Below are 21,065 nucleotides of genomic sequence, written 5' to 3' on the forward strand. Positions count from 1 at the left end.
CCCCTGAGCGTTGTTGACAATGCTCAGGGGTTCGCTTCGTCCGGTTTTCGGGAGCTTGCCCGAGGGTGATGTTGCGGCGTGACGCGGGTCCTGCCCTTTGGTCCTGCGCTACATCGCTGCGGGGTGGTTCAGTCGTGTGCGCGGGCACTCGTGTCATCGTCGCTGCGGTGGGTCTGCCGGGCGGACCAGGCGCTGGCGTCCTGGCTGTAGCGGATGAGGAACTGGGCGAACTGCATGCGCTCGGTCGGCTCCCATGCAGCGGTGATGTGCTCAAAGGTCTCGCGCTGCTCGGAGGCGAAGCGGCGGCGCTCGGTTTGGCCGGCCTGAGTGAGTTCAAGGACGGTGCGGCGGCCGTCTGCCTGGGATGCGGATCGCCGCAGCAGTCCGTCGGCGATGCAGGCGGCAATGGTGCGGCTGGCGACGGGCTGGGTGACGCCCATCTCGGCGGCGATGCCGCCGACCGTCATCTCGCCGGGCGCGTCCGCGACCACGTTCAGGACGAGGTTGCGGGTCAGATCCCCGCGTCCGCCCGAGGTGCGCCGCCGCAGCCGCGACAGGGCAGGTCCGACCTGATCGAAGAGGCCCTTGCCGGTCTCCCGGGGCGTTGACGAGCTGCTCATGCCGCCCATCCTAGGGAGTTTTGGTCGACATGCATAACCATTCCATTATGCATGTGCATAGCTTTAGGTATACGTTGAGATGGAGGGTCGTACTCCAGGATCGAGGTAAGCCATGTCCGTGACCGCTATTGCTGGTGCCCGGGTCTTCGACGGCGAGAAGCCGCTGGGGGTGACCACCGTGCTCGTCGAGGGCGGGCACATCGCCCGCATCGGCGGCGACGCCCCAGCAGGGGCCGAGATCGTCGACGGCAGCGGCGCCACGCTGCTCCCCGGCCTGATCGACGCGCACGTCCACACCAGCCGGGACGCGCTGGCGTTGGCGCTGCGGTTCGGTGTGACGACCGAGTTGGAGATGCAGGGCACCAACACGCGGGACAACCGGGCCCACATCAGCGAGGACGATGCCGTCGCTGACGTGCGTTCCTCCGGTTTCGGTATCACCCCTCCGGGCGGCCACCCCAGTGAGCTGTTCCCCGAGGGTTTCCGTCCCGGCCCTCCTCCCGGCGCCAAGCCTGCAGGAGAGCCGCCGTTGATGCCGTTCTCCACCACCCCCGAAGAAGCCGTTGCATTCATCCCGCAATTGATCGAGCGCGGCTCGGACTACATCAAGTTCATGGTCGACGACGGCAGCGTCGAAGGGCATCCGGGCCTGCCCATGCTTGACCAGGCCACCTTGACCGCCGGCGTGGCTGAGGCCAAGAAGCACGGCATGCTCACCATCGCCCACGCCCTGACCGTGGAGGCCACCCGTATGGCCATCGAGGCGGGTATCGACGGCCTGGCCCACCTTTTCATGGACCAGCCCCACACCGACGAGATCATCAACCTGGTCAAGACCGCTGGAGTGTTCGTCGTGCCCTGCGTCGTCCTGAACGCCTCCATGATGGGCATCACCGGAAGCGACCTCGCCGACGATCCGCGCGTCGCCACCCGCCTCGATGCGGACTGGGACAAGGCCCTGCGCTCCGCCTTCGGCCACTACCCCCAAGGCAAGATCGAAGACGTCCTGGCCACCGTCAAGGCCCTCGCCGACGCAGGCGTGGACCTGCTGGCCGGCACCGACGTCTCCCTGCCCCTGCCCTTCCTGGGCGGGCTCGCCCACGGCGCCAGCGTCCACCACGAACTGCAGTACCTGGTTCAAGCCGGCCTCACCCCCGCCCAGGCCCTGCGCGCAGCCACCGCCACCACTGCCCGCCGCTTCGGCCTCGAAGACCGCGGCCGCATCGCCGAGGGTATGCGCGCCGACCTCCTCCTCATCGACGGCGACCCCACCAGCACCATCTCCGACACCCTCAACACCCGCGCCATCTGGCGCCGCGGCACCCGACTCGCGGCCTGACCCTCCTGCCGCCCACCACACAGCGCCATAGGCCGCCGACCACCGGGTCGGCGGCCTCACGTGCCTGCGCTCCCCGCCTGAGCCCAGACGACTGATCAAGATCCGCACCACAGCAGAGGTCTTCGTGTCCCACCCCAACGCCCGACTGACCGTCTACGGCAGACGACTTCTGATCGACCGGGTCCGAGCCGGTCGCCCCGTCGCGCACGTAGCCGACGAAATGGGCATCTCCCGCGCCACGGCCTACAAGTGGGTACGTCGCTGGCGCACCGAGGGCGACACCGGCCTGTTCGACCGCACGAGTCGGCCCCGGACTACCCCGCACCGCACTGCCTCAGACGTCGAGAAACAAGTCTGCGCGCTGCGGCGCGAGCGAAAGCTCGGCCCCGCACGGATCGGTCCGATCCTGGGCATACCCGCCTCCACAGTCCATCGCGTGCTCACCCGCCACGGACTGAACCGACTGCGCTGGATGGACCGGCCCACCGGCCAGGTAATTCGCCGGTACGAACGCGCACGCCCCGGCGAGCTGATCCACGTCGATATCAAGAAGCTCGGCAACATCCCCGACGGCGGCGGGCACCGCATCATGCCCCGGCAGCAGGCCGGTGCCAACAGGCAGGCGACGACCGATGCGCGCAAGGGCGGCAGCCCCGTCATCGGATACAGCTTCGTCCACACAGCCATCGACGACCACTCCCGGCTCGCCTACAGCGAGGTCCTGGCCAACGAGCGCAAGGAGACCGCAGCCGCGTTCTGGCGACGCGCGAACGCCTTCTTCTCCGAACACGGCATCACCGTCGAACGCGTCCTAACCGACAACGGCTCCTGTTACCGATCCAAGCTGTTCGGCCAGACCTTGAGCGTCGCTGGCATCGTCCACAAACGCACCCGACCGTACCGCCCGCAGACGAACGGCAAGGTCGAACGCCTGAACCGCACGCTGCTCGACGAATGGGCGTACGTGCGCCCGTACTCCAGCAACGCCGAGCGCACCGCAGCTCCCGTGGAGTTCCTCCACACCTACAACCATCCCCGCTGCCACACTGCACTCGGCGGCCACCCGCCCATCAGTCGAATCAACAATGCTGCGGGTCAATACAGCTGGTGCCGCCGGACCGCCCGTACGACGGCGGCGCAGCCCGCGCCCGTGACACCGGCGAGGAGGAGGACCAGCAGGCCCGTCCGGTCCTGCGGTTGGAAGGCCAGGTCGGAGCGCTGGTTCAGCACGAAGCCGTCGTAGAACATCCACGACACCAGGGCCACGACGGGTACCAGCACCGGCCGGGCGAGCAGCGACACGGCCGCCGTCAGCAGGGCGAAGACCGCGAGCGCGACCGCGGCGTGGGCATGCTGACCGGTCAGCATCAGGGCGGTCACCAGCAGCGCCGCTCCCAGGGCGCCGAGCGGCAGCGCGAGGTCGCGGGCGAGGGTGCGGCCGGGCGGCGCCCGGTGGGCCGGCTGCGTACGGGGCAGCGTCACCCGCGGGACGTGTGGGGTGCGGGGGATGTCGGGGGTGTGGGGGAGGTACGGGCCGGGTGAGGGCGCCGGGCGGTGAAGCGTGGCCACCGGGAACACCTCCTGCTGTGGCCCTGCGGCGGACCGGTCGGTCCCGTGAACCGCGGTGGACCCTTGCGGCCAGAGTGCGCGCCGGAGACGGAGCCGGAGCGCCGCGGCGCAGTCCTTGACGCCCTGCGTACGGGCGGCGGTCGCTTTCTGACGCAGCCTTGACGGCCGGGGTGAACCCGCCGATGTCGCCCGGTGCGGGGTGGGACGAGGCGCCGCTGACGTGGTGATGCATACTCGCTCCTCGTTGCCCGAACGACGACCGATGATCGGCAGGACCTCCCCCGCATGACCACTGTCCAGGCCGACCCCACGCCCCCCACCTCCACCTCCCGACGGTGGCGCGCCTGGCTCCTGGACGGGCTCAGCAGCCAGGCCGCCCGCCACCCCGGGCCGCACGGCACCCCGCCGGCCGAGCACAAGGGCCACTCCTGGTGGCGCGTCATGTGCCTCACGGGCGTCGATTACTTCTCCACGCTGGGCTACCAGCCCGGCATCGCCGCGCTGGCTGCCGGACTGCTCTCGCCGTTCGCCACGCTCGTACTGATCGCGCTGACGCTGCTCGGCGCGCTGCCCGTGTACCGCAGGGTCGCCAAGGAGAGCCCGAACGGCGAGGGCTCGATCGCCATGCTGGAGCGGCTGCTGCCGTGGTGGGCGGGGAAGCTGCTGGTCCTGGTGCTGCTGGGGTTCGCCGCCACGGACTTCATCATCACCATGACGCTGTCGGCCGCCGACGCCTCGGCGCATGTCGTGGAGAACCCCTTCGCCCCTCCCCTGCTGCACGGCGCGAACCTGTGGATCACCCTGGTGCTGCTGGCCGCACTGGGCGCGGTGTTCCTCAAGGGCTTCCGTGAGGCGATCGGCATCGCCGTCGGACTCGTCGGGACCTATCTGGCCCTGAACGTCGTCGTCCTGGCCACCGCGGCCTGGAATGTGCTGTCGCACCCCGTGGTGGTCGGCAACTGGTGGGGCGCGATGACCGCCGAGCACTCCTCACCGGTGGCGATCATCGGTGTGGCGCTGCTGGTCTTCCCGAAGCTGGCGCTGGGCATGTCCGGCTTCGAGACGGGCGTGGCGGTCATGCCGCAGGTACGGGGCGCCGCCACCGACACCGATGCGCAGCCGGCCGGCCGGATCCGGGGCACCCGCCGGCTGCTGACCACCGCGGCGCTGGTCATGAGCTGCTTCCTGCTGCTGTCGAGCCTGGCCACCACCCTGCTCATCCCGCAGAAGGAGTTCGAGACCGGCGGGTCGGCCAACGGGCGCGCGCTCGCCTACCTCGCGCACCAGTACCTGGGCGAGGCCTTCGGTACCGTCTACGACCTCTCCACCATCGCCATCCTCTGGTTCGCCGGCGCCTCCGCGATGGCCGGGCTGCTCAACCTCGTACCCCGCTATCTGCCGCGATACGGCATGGCTCCGGAGTGGGCCCGTGCGGTGCGTCCGCTGGTGCTGATCTTCCTGGCCACCGCCTTCGGCATCACTTTCTTCTTCAACGCCAGCGTCGATGAGCAGAGCGGTGCGTATGCGACCGGTGTGCTGGTGCTGATGCTCTCGGCGTCCTTCGCCTCCACCGTCGCCGCCCGCCACCGGCGGCTGCGCGCGGCCACCGCCGGCTTCGGCGCCATCACTCTCGTCTTCGGCTACACCCTGGTCACCAATGTCATCGAGCGGCCGGACGGCCTGAAGATCGCGCTGCTGTTCATCCTCGGCATCCTGCTGACCTCGTTCGCCTCACGCGTCCACCGGGCCTTCGAACTGCGCGCCGTACAGGTCGGCCTCGACGAGACGGCGGAGCGGCTGATCGGCACCGCGATGGCGGCCGGGCCGCTGCGGGTCATCGCCAACGAGCCCGACGAGCGGGATGCGGCGGAGTACCGGGAGAAGGAGTACAGCCAGCGCGAGGAGACCCATATACCCGACGGCCGGCCGGTGCTGTTCCTCGAAGTGACCGTCAGGGACTCCTCGGACTTCACCACGGACCTGCACGTCCGGGGCGAGGAGCGGTACGGGGCGCAGATACTGCGGGTGGAGGGCGCGGGCGTGGCGAACACCATCGCCGCCGTGCTGATGCAGCTGCGCGAGCACACCGGGCAGGTTCCGCACGCCTACTTCAACTGGACCGAGGGCCATCCGTTCAGCCATCTGCTGCGGTTCCTGGTCTTCGGTGACGGCGAGGTCGCTCCGGTCGCCCGGGAGGTCCTGCGGCGCGCGGAGCCCGATCCGGCCCGGCGCCCGCGGGTCCACGTGGGCTGACGCGCCGCGGACCGGCCCCTCCGGCCCGCGGCCTCTGAGGACCGGCGTCGGGGCCACCCGCACACGGGGTGGCCCTCCTCCCCCGCGGCCGGCTGTGACACGCTGCGCGCAGATGCCCGGCGGGTCAGGTCGCCGGGCCGAGGAGATCGGGAAACAGCGCCCATGAACACGTCGGACACCTCGGGCCGGGCGACCGTCACCCCTGCCGTTCACCGCGATGCCGTCGCTACGGAGACCGCGAGGTTCGTCGCGGCACTGGACGGCGCGGATCTCTCGCTGCCGGTGCCCGGCTGCCCCGACTGGACGCTCCTCGACCTGGTCAGGCACACCGGAAGGGTGCAGCGGCTGTTCTCCCTCCTGCTGCGTCAGCGCGTCCAGGAGCCGCCGCGCAGCCGCGAGGTGGAGGTGGAGCTGCCCGCGGACGACAACGGCTGGGGCAGCTGGCTGACGGCAGGTGCGGCTCAGGCGGCCGACGCGTTCGCCGAGACCGACCCGGATGCCCCGATGTGGGCCTGGGGCGCCGATCACCATGCCCGGTTCTGGATGCGGCGGATGCTGTTCGAGACCCTGGTGCACCGCACCGACGCGGAACGCGCCGTCGGTCTCCGCACGGTGATCGACCCCGGCCTCGCGGCCGACGGCGTGGACGAGTTCCTGGTCAATCTGCCGTTCGCGGCCTCCTTCGCCCCCAAGACGGCGCATCTGCGCGGCAACGGCGAGACCCTGCGCTTCCGGTGCACGGACATCGACGGCGAGTGGCTGGTCCGCCTGCGGCCGGACGGCTTCGGGGTCGAGCCCCAGACCGGGGACGCGGCGGCCGGCTCCGCCGACGCCGTCGTCGAGGGAGCCGCCGCGGATCTGCTGCTCCTTGTGTACGGGCGCCTCGACCGCGGCGCGGACGTCCTGCGGACCGGGGGCGACGAGGAGCTGCTGACCCGCTGGTTCACCAACTCCTCGTTCTGAGGCCGGTGTTGCCGGCACGCGCTCATCCGCGTACCGGCAACTCCTTGAGGCGGGCCGCCTGCTCTTCCTGGACCCGGCGGGCCGCCTCCAGAAAGCCGAGGACCGCGGCGAGCTGCTGCTCGTCGTACTGCCGCAGGGCCCGCCTGCCCGCCTCGCCCACGGGCCCGTACACCTCGCGCTCGGCGGCGCGGGCCGCCTCGGTGGTGCACACCGCTCCCCGCCCGCGTGCATCGAAGATCTTCGCCGGAGACCGGCGCACGCTGCGCTGATCTCCGGCGAAGGTGGTGGCGAAGGCGGTCAGCGGATGGCCGGCTCCGGGCCGGTGGCCGGCTCCGGATAGAACTCCCGCGGACGGCCGCGGTGGTCCTTGAGGCCGCCGAGCAGGCTCGCCGGGTATTCGATGAGCCAGTAGCTCGCGGCGGCCACGGGCACCGCTGCCAGGAACACGATCAGCAGCGCCAACGGGAAGCCGGGCTGCCCGGTGGGCAGCAGGCCGGCCTGATGGAGCTGGAGCATGACCGGCTCGTGCCAGATGAACAGGCTGTAGCTGATCAGTCCGGTCGCCGTCAGCCAACGGGACGTCAAGAACCCCTGCCAGAAGGTGTGTTGGCGCACATGGACGGTGCTGAAGATCAGCACCACCCACAGGGCCGAGGCGATCGGATGGTAGAAGGTGAAGGTGAAGTTCTCCGGACCGGAGTCCAGGGAGAGCGCGAACAGACCGGCCAGTGCGAGCGCGGTCAGCGGCAGCGCGGTGCGCGGGCCGAGCCGGCCCCGGTCACCGAGCGCGGCCGTCAGCACGGCCAGCCCCATTCCGGCCGCGAAACCGCCGAAGCGGGCCTGCGGGCCGAAGTACGCCACCCAGTCGGTGTGCGGCACCCCGAACCCGTAGTGGGCCACGGCGATCCAGGCGAGTGGCGCGGCGAACAGGAACAGGCACCCCGCCGCGCACACCGCCACCCTGGTACGGCGCTGCCGCAGCGGACGGCAGGCGCGTACCGCCAGCGGCCCGAGCGCCACCAGGACGAGGTAGAAGAACACCTCCAGCGACAGCGACCAGGTGGGACCCAGGGTGTAGAAGATCCGCTGCTGGTCGAAGACATGGGTGAAGGTGAGGTGCTCGACCAGGTCCCGCCAGTTGCCCGGCAGCGTCGGATTGCGGCTCGCCCAGACGACCAGCACCGCCAGGACGTACAGCGGCAGGATCCGGATCGCCCGCCGGAAGAGGAAGTGCCGGGCCGGTCGGATCGAGCGCCCGTCGAGGGCGGCCCGTGCGTACGACAGCGTCAGCAGGTACGCGGACAGCACGAAGAAGAGGTCGATGACTTCGAGGGAGAGGGCGGCGCCGAGGACCGGGTTGTCGACCGGCGGGTGGCTGCCCTGCGCGTCGTAGCGGAAGTACTGCTGCCAGACGTGGAAGGCGACGGTGCTGATCGCGGCGAGGCCGCGGAAGCCGGAGATGGCATGGGTCCGGCTGCCGGCCGTGGCATCCGTGCTGCTCATCGCCGGGCCACCGCCTTCGCCGCGACGGCTCGCGGAGTGACCCGCCACTGCCGGTCCCCCAACGCCTCCTTCAGATGCGCCTGTCGGGCCACCATGTTCTTGAAGTGGCTGTAGAAGAAGGTGGAGACGAAGAGGTACGACCAGAACCACGGTCCGCGGCCGCGCAGTTCGGGAACCGCCAGCCGCCAGGCGAACAGCGCCTGCACCGGACCGGCCGCCATGGTGAACAGCATCGCCAGCACGCACACCGGGACCGCCCAGTCGAGCCGCTGCAGCCCGCCGGCCTTCCATGCCGCGTACAGCAGGATGGGCAGGATCTGCAGCGTCAGCCACGGCTGCACCTCCCGCCAGCCCAACAGCACGAAGAGGCCCAGCTTCTGACGAGCCGTGAAGACCGGTGAGCGCAGGCCCCGCCACAGATGCTTGAGCGACACCTGGAGCCAGCCCTGCGCCCAGCGGGAGCGCTGGTTCCACAGCGCCTTGAGGGTGGTGGGCGCCAGCTCACGGGAGATGAGGGTGCGGTCGACGGCGAACCGGGCGCCCTCGCCCAGCGCGCGCAGCGTCGAGTCGATGTCCTCGGTCAGCATCGAGCCGTGCATCCGGGTACGGGCGAGCAGATCGGTGCGCCAGAACCCGTTCGAACCGCCGAACACGCCGAAGCCGTAGAGCCGGGTACGGCCCGGGTGGCTGACCGCGTAGATCGCCTCGAACTCCACCGCCACCAGCTTGGCGACCCGAGAACTGTCGCCGTTGCGGATCACACAGTGGCCCTGGACGACGTCGTAGCCGTTGGACAGCCAGTGCCAGGCGTCCCGGAAGGAGTGCCGGGCCGGGTGGTGGTCGGCGTCGAAGATGCCGACGAACTCGCCGCGGACGCGGGTGACCGCGGCATTGATGTTCTGCGCCTTGGAGGTGGAGCCGGCGACCGGCAGCAGCACCAGCCGCGGGTCACGGACCGCGATCTCACGGAGGGTGTCCTCGACGGGCAGCGGGTGCGGCGTGTTGTACGCCAGCACGATCTCCAGCTCGCCGGGGTAGTCGAGGCGCAGGAACGACTCGACGGTGTCCACGATCGTCGCGGCCTCATTGGGCAGATACGCGGCGATGACGGCACTGGCCGGCGGGTACGGCGCTCCGGGCGTCTCGGGCCGGGTGACCGCGTCGAGCGAGAAGAGGCACTCCAGGACGATCAGCAGCGCGGACAGCACCAGTCCGGCCACCACCACCCAGTACATGCCGGAGCCGAGGTCGAAGCCCAGCTCGTACGCCTGCCGGTAGAGCACGAACGGGACCGCGACGCCGAGCAGCAGCCCCAGGAGCGGGGAGAGCGCCAAGAGGACGGGCCGGATCAGGGTGCTGAGCGGCGGGCGCCGGTGGCGGTGCGGTGTGCCGCGCATCCACGGCGCATAGCGGACCGGGCGCAGATCCCGGTGGCGGAGCGCTTCTTGCACGGCGTCCCGGGCCTGGCCGGTGGCCCGGTCGCCGTCCGCGCATCCGGTCAGTGGGAGCCAGCCGATCGCGGGGGTCAGGCGGACGTTCTCGTCGGCGACGATGAACCGGGTACCGGCCACGGTGGCGGCGAACTTCTCCAGGCCGCGGCGGGCCGTCTCCTCGTCGACGCCGGGCAGCAGCATCAGCAGATGGCCGTCGTCGTCCCAGCCGAGCCGGTCACAGAAGCTGCCGAGCCGTTCCGCGACGCCGGCCAGCCGTTCGGCGACCTCGCGGCGCACCCGCTGCCCGAGCCGGGCCTCCAGGGCCGCCATCTCGGCCACGCCGACCACGGCGAGCACGCCGCCGTGCCGGGCGGCCTCTGGACGCTGTAATTCGCGGTCGAGTTCGTCCAGGAAGTGCGGGTGGGAGTACAGGCCGGTGCGCGGATCGCGCGGCAGGTTCTCGACCGGTACGGGGACCCGGCGGAGCTTGGCCTCGATACGGGCGGACAGCTCGACCGGGTCGGAGGCCTCGGGTATGCAGTCGTCGGCGCCGTGGTGCAGCATCTCCGCCACTCCGGCGGGCTCCGGGGTGGCGGTGACCATCAGGAGCGGCAGCGCGCAGCCGGCGGGGGCGGTGCGGACCTCGCGGATCACTTCGAGGCCGCGCTCGTCGTGGGCTCCGGCTTCGCCCTGTTCGCCGAGGGCGACGATGGCGTCCGGCTGTGCCTGCCCCATCCGCCGGTCGACCTCGCCGGGCGGGGCGTGGCTCACCTCGTGGCCGGTGGAGCGCAGGGTCCGGGTGAGCCGCTCCAGACGCGGTCCCGGAAGGCCGACCACCAGGACGTGACCGCCGCCCCTTGAGCCGTCGGCGGGGTCGGTGGGGTCGTCGCGGCGGGGGTGGGCCGGACGGACGGGGTGGTGCACATCGTCGAGGAGGGCCGTGGGTGAGCCCTTTGAGTTGTGGTGGTGCGAAGTGAGCACCTGGGAAGGTCCTTTCGTGCAAGGAGACATGCCAGAGCCGGGCAGGCCGCCGTCTCGGCGGCAGCGGTCCGGATCGTCAGCCGGTTGTCAGATGCATGACATGTGAAGCGCGCTCACTCTGCGGGGCCCATCTCTCCGGGAGCGGACGAGGGCGCGCGGGCGCACGGCTGCTGGGGCAGGCTCCAAGCCTCGGAACGCAAGAGCGCGTTCCAGCACTGATCGCATATGAAGGGTCCCATCCTGATCGGATTGTGGGGGGAGGACCGGATGTCAGGTGTGGCGGGCCGGCTCCGCGGGGCGAGGCCGGCCGACAACGCCAGCCTTGACGCTGACTGTGACACCACACCTTCATCTGCGTAACGCCTTTATTACGTCACGTCGACCGGGCGGTCTCAAGTATCGCTACCGCCCGGTAAGCACCAAGGCATCGGCTATACCCAGTAAGCGGGTTGATGCGTGAAATCGGACAGATAGTACACATCTCCCGCGCATCCGCCTTCGCGGCCCTTGAGAGCCTTCGACTCGAAGGGGAACTGGAGATTCGTACCTATCGACCATCTGTTAATCTGCCCGCTCCTGGAGGTTCCTCCATCTCCGCTCCCCCCAAGCACCCCCCGTTCGCCGGTGCAGCGAGGTGTCCCGTACGTGTACAGCACTCCCTTTTCCCCCGCAGAGGCCAGATCCGCGCGGGCCCGGGTGGGCCTGAGTACGGCTCAGGTCGCCCAGTCCATGACGGCGTGCGGCACGCCGGTCCATCCCGAGCTGATCGAGGCCTGGGAGTACGGCACCCAAGCGCCGTCCGAGTCGCAGCTGTTCGTCCTGGCCGATGTCCTGTGGTGCCCGCCGACCATGCTGATGGGTATCGAGCCCCGGACCCTGGCCGAACACCGGATGGCCCGCCAGTTGAGCGTGGAGCGGCTGTCGCAGCTGATCGGCATGGACCCGGCCATGTACTGGGCGGCCGAGTCGGCGCAGCAGTGGAACGGTGACTACCGGCAGACCAAGGCACTGGTGGAGGCGCTGGGGCTGTCGCTGCGGAAGCTGATCGGGGTGATGGGCCGGAACGACGAGCTGGCCGGGCATCTGCGGTCGGCCATCGACGGGCGCTGGAAGGCGCATGTGGGACCGATCACGGAGATCTCCACGCTGAACAAGACCCGGGTGAGCGACGCCCTGCGCACGATGCATGCGGAGTTCGCGGAGTTCTCCGAGCGCTACATGGGGCATGTGGTGGCGCGGAACGACGACTCCCGGCTCAAGGAGGTCGCGGCCGAGCGCTCGGCGTATCTGCGCCGGCTGGTCGACCACTTCTGGGATCTGGTCGGGGATGCGGGCGAGGCGCCGCCGTTCAACACCGTGGCCACCCACTGACGGGAGCGGTCGGGCCGGACGGAGGGCAGCGGGCGGGGAGGGACCTGGATACGGTTCCCTCCCCGCCCGCGGCCGTCGAGGCTCAGTGGCCGGGGCTGCCCCAGTGCGGGCCCTGCGGTCCGGGCGGGCCCTGCGGGTGGTGCGGGCCCTGCGGGTCGTAGAGGCCCTGCTGAGTACGCGGGCCCTGCGGGTCGTACGGGTCCGCCGGGCCGGGCGCGCCGACCGGCTCGTGCGTACCCCACGCACCGTGCGCGCCGACCGGGTCGTGCGCGCCCATCGGACCGTGCTCCTCCGCCGACTCGTCGTCCTCCATGTCGTCCCAGTCGATCTCCATCGTGCTGCGGCGGGTGAAGACGTTGAAGAAGAGGTTCAGCAGGACGGCGGTGAGACTGCCCAGCGTGATGCCGCTGTTGAGGACCGCGCGGACGTCCTCCGGCATCCGCTCGAAGAACGGCGCGACGGCGTTGGGCAGCAGCGACGCGGCGAGGCTGACCGCCAGGATCAGGGCGTTGCGCTCCTCGCGCAGATCCACCTTGCCCAGGATCTGGATGCCGACCGCGGCGACCATGCCGAACATGGCGATCGCGGCGCCGCCGAGCACCGGGTGCGGAATCGCGGCCACCACACTGCCCGCCTTCGGCAGCAGCCCCAGGACGATCATGAAGCCGCCGGCCGCGACCACCACGAACCGGCTCATGACCTTCGACATCCGCACCAGGCCGATGTTTTCGGCGAAAGCCACGTAGGGGAAGGAGTTGAACACCCCGCCGAGAACGGTGGCGACACCGTCGGCGCGCAGGGCGTTGGCGACCGTGGCGTTGTCGACCTTCTTGCGGGTGATCTCCCCGATGGCGTAGACGTCTCCGGTGGTCTCCACCATGGTGATCAGCATGACGACGACCATGGCGATGACCGGGAACAGCTCGAACTTCGGCATTCCGTAGTGGAATGGCGTGCTGACACCGAACCAGTCGGCATTCTTCACCGGGCCGAAATCCACGTCGCCGAGGAGCCAGGCGACCCCGGTACCGGCAACCAGACCGAGCAGTACGGCGAGGCTGCTCAGATACGACTTCCCGAGCCGGACCACGGCCAGGATGAACAGCAGGGTGCCCAGCGCATATCCGAGGTTCTTGGGATCGCCGTATCCGGCGTGCCCGACCAACTGCGCACCGCCCGCCGCGTCCTGGAGGCCCTGCGGGATGAGGGTGAGGCCGATGATGGTGAGGATGGTGCCGATGACGACCGGCGGGAAGTACTTCACCAGCTTGCTGAAGAACGGCGCGAACAGGAAGGTCGCTATGCCCGCGGTGATCACCGCGCCGTAGACGACGAGCAGCCCGGCGGTCCCACCGCCCGCGCCCAGGCCGATGGCGATCATCGGCGAGACCGCAGTGAAGGTGACGCCCTGGACCAGCGGCAGCCTGGCGCCCACCTTCCAGACGCCGAGGGCCTGGATGATCGAGGCGACACCGCAGGTCAGCAAGTCCGCGTTGATCAGATAGACGAGCTCCTCATGAGAGAGACCCAGGGCGTTCCCGAGGACGATCGGGACGATCACCGCACCCGCGTAGAAGGCGAGGACGTGCTGGAAACCGTAGAGGGTGAGCTTGCCGACGGGGAGCACCTCGTCGACGGGGTGGGCCTGCTGGGGGTTTTGCCGGGAGACTCGTGCCATCTCTGCCTTGCCTTCGCGAGGTAGGTGAATAAGAAGGAACCGGCGCCGTCGCGTTTCGGGTGACGGACGGGCCGGCTGGGTCTTACAAAGCCGACGTTGAGCGGTGTCGCCGACACCACGTAGCCCTGTGCTGCACTTTGCGTCCTGATTCGGTAGGACTTCCTTCGATCAGCGCAGCAAATTCCGGTATTTCGATGGAATTTACAGGTGGACTAATCGGAACGTTCACCTTAGTTGACCTGCACCGTTTCTCGCGAGTAACCGGTCGTATTCGCTCGCATAAAAGGGGATCACGTCCCGAAATCCCGTTTTGGGAAGGGGTTTTGCGCGCCGCGGCACCGTATGCGCCAACGGGCGGGGCGCGGTCCGCCGCCGCAAAATTTCGGTATGCCTGAGCGGCAGGATGCGCCCAGCGCGCCGGAACTCGTCGTCGAGTCCGACGGCAACACCCAGGCGATGAGCCCCAGCCGCGTCCATCACGTAGGGCGGGACCCCGACAGCGAACTCGTCATGAGCGACACCCGGGTTTCCTGGCACCACGCGGCCGACCTCGCCGCTCGATCCGCTGCTGCCGGTCCGGATCATCGACCGCCGCGGCCCCCGGGTCACCCGTGGGCACCGCGCCGGCGCACCCCATGACGCAGGTGGACGCCCGGGCGGACCCGGGCGGCCGGCGCAGTCCGGCTCCCCCGCCGCCACCGCGCTGGGCGACCCCGATGTTCCCGGGCCGCGCGGGCCCGTCGTGATCCGCGTGGGACAGGGCCTGGGGCGGTGCGTGCGGCGGCCTTCTGGATGAGGCCGCCGAGCAGTCATCGCAGGGAAACCCGCTCGACCCGGCTGCCTCCTTGACGAGACCCTACGGGCATGGAGTTCTTCTGCTACCACCGCGACCGGCCCGGCTCTGTAGCGCTGCGCGACGCGCTACTGGAAGAGCATTGGTCCTATATGGACCGGTACGCGAAGGAGCTGATCGCCCGGGGCCCGACCTTCGCCGACGACGGCGACACACCCACCGGCAGCGTGCACATCGTCGATCTGCCCGGTCCCGTCGCCGCCCGCGCGTTCGCCTTCGACGAGCCGAACTACCAGGCCGGCGCGTACCGGGACGTGCTGCTGCGACGGTGGCGCAACACACTGGGGCGCACCATGTGGGATTTTCCCGGCGGCCGGACCGATGGCAACCGGTACCTGGTGCTCGGCCTCGGCACAGGGCAGGCCGCCGACCTCGCGGTCCCGCCCGACCGGGACGAACTGATCGCCTACGGGCCGCTGTTGTCCGACAACGGCGCCACCTGGCTGGGCACGGCGGCGTTGGTCCGGGCGCCGGACCCGGACACGGCACGCGCCGTCCTGACCCAGGACCGGTACGCCGACATCGAGGTGCACAACTGGCAGTTCGGCGGGCGGCCGTCATACCCCGAGGACGTCCAGGCCGACGTCACCGCCGAAGCCCTTCGGCCCGCTCGGCATCCTCGCGTTTCACCCGACCCCACGGATGCCTCGGCCTGACGCACACCGGTGGACCCGTGGCAGTTCGGCCGGCCGGGCTGAGCGCACTGGTTGGAGCAGGCGCTCACGGTTCCGCAGGCGGCCCGCCGGCTCGGCATCGCCCGGCAGGGCGTCCAGCGCGTGGCCAACGATCTGACCGGCGCCCGCCTGGCGGAGTTCCTGCCCAACCCGGACCACCGCACGTCCCCGCTGCTGACCCTGACCCCCGAAGGGCGCACCACATTGCGCAAGATCACGGCGCGCGCCGAGGCGGCCCACAAGGCCCTCGCCGCGCACCTTCCCGAGCACGATCTCGCCGCCGCGCGCGCCGTCCTGCAACGCCTCACCGAGGACGCACGGAACCAGGAAGCCGGCCAGGTGCGGGACCAGGAGTGAGCGCCGAGACGACGCCCCGGACCCCGGCTCCCGCTACGGCTCCCCCACCTCGCCCGGATGGCGTACGCGCCGCGCCGCCAGGCTGCCGAGAAAGCCGGTGACCAGCCCCCAGGCGAGGCCCACGCCCACCAGCCGGAGGAGTTGCGGGTCCACGGTGACCTCGCCCCCCAGGTCGCCACCGAGGTCACCGATGCCCAGCAGGGAGAGCCCGTAGTGGGCGGAGATGCGGGTGAGCAGTCCGACGACGAGCAGGGTGAGCCCCAGCGCGACGGCCATCTCGACGGCGTGCCGCCAGGCGGGCAACCGGGCCGGGGAGCGGACCGCCGCGGTGAAGGCTGCGACGAGCAGCACCACGGCCGCCACCGCCACCAACAGCCAGGCCCGGCCGTCACGCTCCGCCAGCGAGCCGAGGTCGAGGGTCTGCTTCCCGTGGGTACGGAGCACCTGGTCGAGGACGTGCGGCAGGGGCAGTTTGATGGCCTTGTCGACATGCCCCACCCAGGCTCCGCCGGTGCCGATGCCCAGCGCCATCCAGGCGAGGTTCGGCAGTCCGAGGAAGATGACGGCGAACGTCTCGGCCGGGCGCCCCTTGGTGAAGAGCTCGACAACGGCGATGACCAGCCCGATCACGACACAGCCCAGCAGCGTCAGCAGCATCGCGAAGGCGGGTGGCCGTACGGAGGACTGGAAGTGCAGCAGTTGGGGTGAGAGCGGGGCCCGCCGCGAGACGACGAAGGTCAGCACGAGCAGTGCCAGCACCCACAGCAGTCCGAACCCGAGGGTCGCGGGCACATCGGCGTGGAAGCCGACGGTGGGGGTGGCGCCCAGGTCGGCGCCGAGCTGATCGGCGAGGTCGTTGCCGACGGAGATCCGGAAGCCGTGCCGGGCGGCGAGCGTGAGCAGCAGCAGAAGCACCAGCCAGCACACCGCCGTTCGGACGATCCGGCCGAGCAGCTCCCGGGTGCCGGCCACCGCCCGGTGGCGCAACGGCAGCAGGAAGACGGCGGCGGTCACCAGCGCACCGGCGAGCGTGACCGACAGCGGTACGACGTCCAGGGCGGCATCGGCCTGCGCAAGGCCGCCGACGTCGCCGTAGAGACCGACCGAGCCGCCCGCCGCGACCAGCACGGTGGCCGCGACCACGGAGGGGAACGCCCCGCCGGGAAGGTCCGCCGCGCCCGCCGCCCACAGGCCGAGCGCGGCGACCACGATCATGGTGACGATGCCCGCCATGGCCGTGCCCAGCGCTTGCGCCCAGAACCGGAGGGCGGGCGGTGCGCCGCGGCGGCGCACCGGGCCCGGCGAACCGGCCGACGCGGGGCCTCGCATCTGGCTCACGCTCTCTCCTGCCGGTCACGGGACCGCGTACCAACGATCCGCCTGGAAGGACACCTTGGCCGCCCTGCATGGAAGGAAAATGCAGGAAACGGCCATGTGGCGCAGAACGCCTGTCCCGATACTTGTCCCGCATCCACGGCATGCACGCACCACCGTAAGCACCGGCGGGCCGCCCCGCTTGCGGACGGCGTCGCCCCCGGGCACACATTCGTGCTGCGCGACCCGAAGACGGGCACGTGGTTCAAGCGCCCCGAAGGCGGCACCACGGACACCCCGACGGCCCCGACGGCCGAGACCCCCAGCGGACCCACCACCTCCGAGCCCCCGCCGAAACGGGTCGCCGTCGGCCGGTGAGACCTCGTCCGGGACCTCCGGCCCCTCGACCCCGGGCACCGGTACGGCCACCCCGGGTCTCCGACGGACACCACGGGAGGGTCCGGCACCACCGGCGGGCCGACCGGGCACTCCCCGACCCCCGGGGGCACACCCGGCGGCGGGTCACCGGGCGGCGGGTCTCCCGGCAGCGGTGGGTCACCCGGCGGCCGGGCGTCACAGCCGGGAGGCGGCAAGACACCGCCGTCCACCTGACAGCAAGCGCCCCGTACGGGAAAGCGGCGGGCAGCCCGAAGGCCACCCGCCGCATGCCCGATATCGAACTGTGTCCTCCTCATCCGGCGCACCGGACAACCTCCGAAGCGAACAGACCCTCTGCCTATGCGGCGGGTGCATCGGCGGCCCTTGACGGTTATCCCCGCACAGGGCCGGGCTCCGCCACTGTCAGTTGTTCTGCTTTGGAGGGACCCCTGTGCACGCCGGACCACGCCGCCACCCCGCCCGGTTGATACCCGCCCTGATAGCGGCGGGCACGCTGTTGACCGCGTGCGGGGCGGGTGCCGATGCGCCGGAGGCGGGGCAGCCTGCGGCGAAGGTGACCGTCACCCCGGCCGCCGGGAACACCTCGGCCAAGCTCGGCTCGGAGATATCCGTGCGGGCCGACGGCGGAAAGCTCACCTCGGTCGAGGTCAAGGACGACAAGGGCGGCACGGTCACCGGGAAGCTCGCCGGTGACGGCGCGTCATGGAAATCGGACGGCAAGGTCAAGCCCAAGACCACCTACACCGTGCGGACCAGGACGAAGTCGTCGCAGGGCAAGGAATCCGCCGCCACCTCGGAGTTCACCACGGAGCAGGCCGACAAGGTGAACAAACTCACCAACACCCCCACCGGTGGGCAGACCGTGGGCACCGGAATGCCGGTATCGATCCTCTTCGACCACCCGATAGCGAAGGACCGGCGCGCCGAAATCGAGAAGGCGCTGAAGGTCACCACCCAGCCGAAGGTCCAGGGTGCGTGGGGCTGGGTCAAGGACTACTCGGGCAAGGACCGGATCGACTGGCGCCCCAAGGATTACTGGCCCGCCGGCACCAAGGTCTCCGTCAAGGGCGCGCTGTCCGGGATCAACTCCGGTGACGACGGCGGCTGGTTCGCCCGCGACTACAACTTCGGCTTCCGTATCGGTGCCGACCACAAGGCCGTCATCGATGTGCCCTCGCACACGCTGACCATGTACGAGAACGGCAAGAGCGTCGACAGCATCCGCGGCTCCGCGGGCTCTCCGCAGGACCCGACCCGCGGCGGGGTGCACACCGTACGCAGCAAGAACGCGGCCGAGACGATGGACTCCGCCACCATCGGCCATGGCGACGAGTGGAGCCTGGACTCCAAGTGGGTCACCCACCTCACCGCGTCCGGGACCTTTCTGCACTCCGCCCCGTGGAACAAGTCGATCGGTGTGGACAACAACAGCCACGGCTGCTTCGGCATGACCACCTCGGACGCCAAGAAGATCTACGACTTCCTGCCGATCGGCTCCACGGTCGAGGTGAAGGGCACCAGCAACACCAACAAGACCGACGTCGGCAACGGCCTGGAGGTCTGGCAGGAGAGCTGGACGCAGTGGCAGCAGCGCAGCGCGCTGCAGCACTGACCCGGGCGGCGGGCACTCATCTGCGGTGTCTGCGGGGGCTGCGGGTGCGGGTGAGCAGCAGGAAGACGGTGGCCAGGACGGCGACAGCCTGACCCAGCGCCGCGAGCCTCTTGTCGCTGCTCCAATCCGGTTCGTACATGTCCGGGAGCGGTCCCGGCGCGCCGATGTCCACGTAGGTGTAGAGGAGCAGCAGCGCGAGTCCGCCCGTCGCGACGAGCCAGGCGAAGGTGTCGGCCGCCGGCCGGCGCCAGACCAGGACGAGCAGGGCGGCGAGCGCGGCCAGTGCGGCCTCGACGCGGAAGAGCATGCCCTGGCTGATGGTTGCCGTGACCCCGTCGTACCGGCCGGCGAGCCGGGCGTGGACGTAGGCGTCCAGGGCCAGGCCGGCCGCCGCCAGCAGCCGTGCGATACCGCGGGCGACGCGGCCGGACCGCCCGCGCTCCGGGACGGAGTTGTCTGGTGCCACGGCTTCTCCAAGCCTCTCGGTGAGCGGCGGTAGCCGGGTCAGCGGACGGTGAGCCGGCCCTTCATGTACGGGTGGATCGTGCAGAGGTAGGGGTAGCGGCCGGGCTTGGCGGGCGCCGTGAAGGTGACCGTCCGGCCCGGCTTGATGCTGCCGGTGTCGAAGGCCTTGGCGCCGGTGGCCGTCACGGTGTGCGTGGTGGAGTCCTGGTTGACCACGGTGATCCTGGCGCCCGGCCGTACGGACAGGGCGGCCGGCTTGAAGGCGAAGTCCTTGACGGTGAGCCGGGTGCCGGCCGGTGCGCCGGGGCTCGGCTTCGCCGTGGGGGTGCGGGATCTCGACGGGGCGGTGCCGCCGCCGGTGTGCGAGCAGCTGCCGAGGCCCGCGGCGAACAGGGCGACGGCAGCCACGGCGACGGCCGTCCTGGCGGTCTTCCTCATCGGGCGTCCGTCTCCTTCGGTCCGGCCGGTCCGGCCTCGGCGGGCCGCACACCTCAATAGACCGCAGACGCCGCCGCCCGGCCATCCGGGCGGCGGCGTTCGGCGTACCGGGCGGCCGGCAGGGCGGGCGACGGGCGCCGTCGCCGTTCCGTGCGCGGCGAGGCCGTACCGGTCAGCGGATCTCGCTGGTCGTACGGCGATACGTGGAGCGCCGGTCCTCGATCTCGGGCCAGCGGTCGCCGTAGACGTTCTCGGTGATGCCCGGCTCCCGCAGGAAGTCGTGCGGGAAGCCCAGCGGTACCGCGCTGCTCCGTTCGAGCCGTGCCAGCGCGTCGGCGTCCAGCGTGACATCCACCGAGGCGAGGTTGTCCAGGAGCTGGCTCTCCTTGGTGGCGGCGATGATCGGGATGATGTTGCCGGGCCGGCTGCGCAGCCACGCCAGCGCCACCTGCGCCGGGCTCCAGCCGCCCTGCTCGGCGATCTCCAGCACCGCGGTGACGGTCTCCTCCGTGTTGTGGTCCCGTTGGCCGTCCTCGCCCACGACGTCCAGCCGGCCCGTCTCCCCGCGGCGGTACTTGCCGGTGAGCCGGCCGCCCGCGAGCGGCCCCCACGCCAGTACGGCCAGGTCGAAGGCGCGGGCCTGCGGCAGCAGTTCGCGCTCCGGCGTCCGCTCCAGCAGGTTGTAGCGCAGCTGCGAGCCCGCGAACGCGGTCCAGCCGCGCAGCTCGGCGAGGGTGTTCGCCTGCGCGATCTCCCAGGCCGGCCAGTCGGAGACGCCGATGTAGAGCACTTTTCCCGACCGCACCATGTCGTCGAGCGCCCGCATCACCTCCTCCACGGGCGTGAAGTTGTCCCGTGCGTGCACCCACAACACATCGAGGTGGTCGGTGCGCAGCCGCTCCAGGCTCTCCTCCACCGACCGGACCAGGTTCTTGCGGTGGCTGCCCGCCGCATTCACATCACCCTTGCGGGTCGCGCAGGTGTACTTGGTCGCCAGGACGAAGCGCTCCCGCCGGCCTTCGAGCAGCTCCCCCAGGATCCGTTCCGAGGCGCCGTCGGTGTAGTTGTTGGCGGTGTCGATGAAGTTGCCGCCCGCGTCCGCGTAGGCGTCCAGGATCCGGCCGCTGGTGTCCTTTCCCGCGCCCCAGCCCCAGTCGTCGCCGATGGTCATGGCGCCCAGGCTCAGCTCGCTCACCCGCAGACCGGTCCTGCCGAACAGTGTGTAGCGCACGTGGTTCCCTTC

The 21,065-nt window shown here is 70.6% G+C and carries 17 protein-coding genes and 2 pseudogenes; 9 read left to right on the plus strand and 10 right to left on the minus strand.

The genetic code is table 11. The features are described from left to right. Nucleotides 1–128: 128 nt before the first annotated feature. A complete protein-coding gene (locus ACWGI6_RS15385; protein ID WP_250047673.1) occupies nt 129–620 on the minus strand; it encodes a MarR family winged helix-turn-helix transcriptional regulator in 492 nt (163 codons plus the stop codon). A 112-nt stretch (nt 621–732) separates the two neighbouring features. Between ACWGI6_RS15385 and ACWGI6_RS15390 the strand changes: the two genes are divergently transcribed. Both ACWGI6_RS15390 and ACWGI6_RS15395 read left to right on the plus strand, forming a co-directional pair. Further along, complete coding sequence (locus tag ACWGI6_RS15390; protein ID WP_453267960.1) at nt 733–1,959, plus strand: amidohydrolase family protein; 1,227 nt, start codon at nt 733–735, stop codon at nt 1,957–1,959. 124 nt (nt 1,960–2,083) lie between these two features. Further along, nucleotides 2,084–3,064: pseudogene (locus ACWGI6_RS15395) on the plus strand (IS481 family transposase); the annotation flags it as partial. Here ACWGI6_RS15395 and ACWGI6_RS15400 read toward each other — a convergent pair. After that, nucleotides 3,055–3,528 (minus strand): DUF4118 domain-containing protein, encoded by a 474-nt coding sequence (locus tag ACWGI6_RS15400; RefSeq protein WP_453267961.1) that lies wholly within the window; start codon nt 3,526–3,528, stop codon nt 3,055–3,057. The pseudogene ACWGI6_RS15395 and the gene ACWGI6_RS15400 overlap by 10 nt on opposite strands. 285 nt (nt 3,529–3,813) lie before the next feature. Here ACWGI6_RS15400 and ACWGI6_RS15405 point away from each other — a divergent pair, with 285 nt between their 5' ends. Both ACWGI6_RS15405 and ACWGI6_RS15410 read left to right on the plus strand, forming a co-directional pair. Next, entirely contained in the window at nt 3,814–5,781 is a 1,968-nt protein-coding gene (locus tag ACWGI6_RS15405; protein WP_453267962.1) for an amino acid transporter, read from the plus strand. A 162-nt stretch (nt 5,782–5,943) separates the two neighbouring features. Continuing rightward, nucleotides 5,944–6,744 carry a maleylpyruvate isomerase family mycothiol-dependent enzyme gene (locus ACWGI6_RS15410; protein WP_453267963.1) on the plus strand — a complete coding sequence of 267 codons (801 nt, stop codon included), beginning with the start codon at nt 5,944–5,946 and terminating at the stop codon, nt 6,742–6,744. 22 nt (nt 6,745–6,766) lie between these two features. Here the strand turns inward: ACWGI6_RS15410 and ACWGI6_RS15415 are convergent, their stop codons facing one another. From ACWGI6_RS15415 to ACWGI6_RS15425, 3 genes are read right to left on the minus strand one after another with little or no spacing between them, the layout of a single operon-like run. Then, nucleotides 6,767–7,003 carry a hypothetical protein gene (locus ACWGI6_RS15415; protein WP_453267964.1) on the minus strand — a complete coding sequence of 79 codons (237 nt, stop codon included), beginning with the start codon at nt 7,001–7,003 and terminating at the stop codon, nt 6,767–6,769. A 38-nt stretch (nt 7,004–7,041) separates the two neighbouring features. Beyond that, a complete protein-coding gene (locus tag ACWGI6_RS15420; protein WP_453267965.1) occupies nt 7,042–8,247 on the minus strand; it encodes an acyltransferase family protein in 1,206 nt (401 codons plus the stop codon). Further along, a complete protein-coding gene (locus ACWGI6_RS15425) occupies nt 8,244–10,661 on the minus strand; it encodes a glycosyltransferase (protein WP_453267966.1) in 2,418 nt (805 codons plus the stop codon). Before ACWGI6_RS15425 ends, ACWGI6_RS15420 begins: the two co-directional genes overlap by 4 nt. A 645-nt stretch (nt 10,662–11,306) precedes the next feature. Between ACWGI6_RS15425 and ACWGI6_RS15430 the strand changes: the two genes are divergently transcribed. Next, nucleotides 11,307–12,032 carry a transcriptional regulator gene (locus ACWGI6_RS15430; RefSeq protein WP_453267967.1) on the plus strand — a complete coding sequence of 242 codons (726 nt, stop codon included), beginning with the start codon at nt 11,307–11,309 and terminating at the stop codon, nt 12,030–12,032. Between the two features lie 82 nt (nt 12,033–12,114). On the opposite strand, the gene ACWGI6_RS15435 is transcribed toward ACWGI6_RS15430, so the two are convergent. Beyond that, a complete protein-coding gene (locus ACWGI6_RS15435; protein ID WP_453267968.1) occupies nt 12,115–13,710 on the minus strand; it encodes a nucleobase:cation symporter-2 family protein in 1,596 nt (531 codons plus the stop codon). A 387-nt stretch (nt 13,711–14,097) separates the two neighbouring features. Between ACWGI6_RS15435 and ACWGI6_RS15440 the strand changes: the two genes are divergently transcribed. The 3 genes and pseudogenes from ACWGI6_RS15440 (at nt 14,098) to ACWGI6_RS15450 (ending at nt 15,594) form a co-directional block, all read left to right on the plus strand. Next, complete coding sequence (locus ACWGI6_RS15440) at nt 14,098–14,349, plus strand: hypothetical protein (protein WP_453267969.1); 252 nt, start codon at nt 14,098–14,100, stop codon at nt 14,347–14,349. 225 nt (nt 14,350–14,574) lie between these two features. Further along, a pseudogene (locus ACWGI6_RS15445) lies at nt 14,575–15,123 on the plus strand (YciI family protein); the annotation flags it as partial. A 147-nt stretch (nt 15,124–15,270) separates the two neighbouring features. Continuing rightward, complete coding sequence (locus ACWGI6_RS15450; protein WP_453267970.1) at nt 15,271–15,594, plus strand: MarR family transcriptional regulator; 324 nt, start codon at nt 15,271–15,273, stop codon at nt 15,592–15,594. A gap of 33 nt (nt 15,595–15,627) precedes the next feature. Here the strand turns inward: ACWGI6_RS15450 and ACWGI6_RS15455 are convergent, their stop codons facing one another. After that, nucleotides 15,628–16,932: a streptophobe family protein gene (locus tag ACWGI6_RS15455; RefSeq protein ID WP_453267971.1), complete on the minus strand. Its 1,305-nt coding sequence runs from the start codon at nt 16,930–16,932 to the stop codon at nt 15,628–15,630. 805 nt (nt 16,933–17,737) lie between these two features. Between ACWGI6_RS15455 and ACWGI6_RS15460 the strand changes: the two genes are divergently transcribed. Beyond that, nucleotides 17,738–18,919 carry an Ig-like domain-containing protein gene (locus ACWGI6_RS15460; RefSeq protein ID WP_453267972.1) on the plus strand — a complete coding sequence of 394 codons (1,182 nt, stop codon included), beginning with the start codon at nt 17,738–17,740 and terminating at the stop codon, nt 18,917–18,919. A 16-nt stretch (nt 18,920–18,935) separates the two neighbouring features. On the opposite strand, the gene ACWGI6_RS15465 is transcribed toward ACWGI6_RS15460, so the two are convergent. The 3 genes from ACWGI6_RS15465 to ACWGI6_RS15475 all read right to left on the minus strand — a co-directional run bounded on the left by ACWGI6_RS15465 (nt 18,936) and on the right by ACWGI6_RS15475 (nt 21,053). Further along, on the minus strand, nt 18,936–19,385 hold the full coding sequence (locus ACWGI6_RS15465; RefSeq protein ID WP_453267973.1) for a hypothetical protein: 450 nt from the start codon (nt 19,383–19,385) through the stop codon (nt 18,936–18,938). 38 nt (nt 19,386–19,423) lie between these two features. Continuing rightward, nucleotides 19,424–19,822: a cupredoxin domain-containing protein gene (locus ACWGI6_RS15470; RefSeq protein ID WP_453267974.1), complete on the minus strand. Its 399-nt coding sequence runs from the start codon at nt 19,820–19,822 to the stop codon at nt 19,424–19,426. A 172-nt stretch (nt 19,823–19,994) separates the two neighbouring features. Continuing rightward, nucleotides 19,995–21,053, minus strand: a complete 1,059-nt coding sequence (locus tag ACWGI6_RS15475; protein WP_453267975.1) for an aldo/keto reductase — start codon at nt 21,051–21,053, stop codon at nt 19,995–19,997. Between the last annotated feature and the right edge of the window lie 12 nt (nt 21,054–21,065).

Source organism: Streptomyces sp. NPDC054786 (genome assembly GCF_053611685.1).

Coding starts and splice junctions, on each gene's coding strand:
- ACWGI6_RS15410 (WP_453267963.1), top strand. CDS start 5,944: ATGAACACGTCGGACACCTCGGGCCGGGCGACCGTCACCCCTGCCGTT.
- ACWGI6_RS15420 (WP_453267965.1), bottom strand. CDS start 8,247: ATGAGCAGCACGGATGCCACGGCCGGCAGCCGGACCCATGCCATCTCC.
- ACWGI6_RS15405 (WP_453267962.1), top strand. CDS start 3,814: ATGACCACTGTCCAGGCCGACCCCACGCCCCCCACCTCCACCTCCCGA.
- ACWGI6_RS15440 (WP_453267969.1), top strand. CDS start 14,098: ATGCCTGAGCGGCAGGATGCGCCCAGCGCGCCGGAACTCGTCGTCGAG.
- ACWGI6_RS15470 (WP_453267974.1), bottom strand. CDS start 19,822: ATGAGGAAGACCGCCAGGACGGCCGTCGCCGTGGCTGCCGTCGCCCTG.
- ACWGI6_RS15435 (WP_453267968.1), bottom strand. CDS start 13,710: ATGGCACGAGTCTCCCGGCAAAACCCCCAGCAGGCCCACCCCGTCGAC.
- ACWGI6_RS15390 (WP_453267960.1), top strand. CDS start 733: ATGTCCGTGACCGCTATTGCTGGTGCCCGGGTCTTCGACGGCGAGAAG.
- ACWGI6_RS15385 (WP_250047673.1), bottom strand. CDS start 620: ATGAGCAGCTCGTCAACGCCCCGGGAGACCGGCAAGGGCCTCTTCGAT.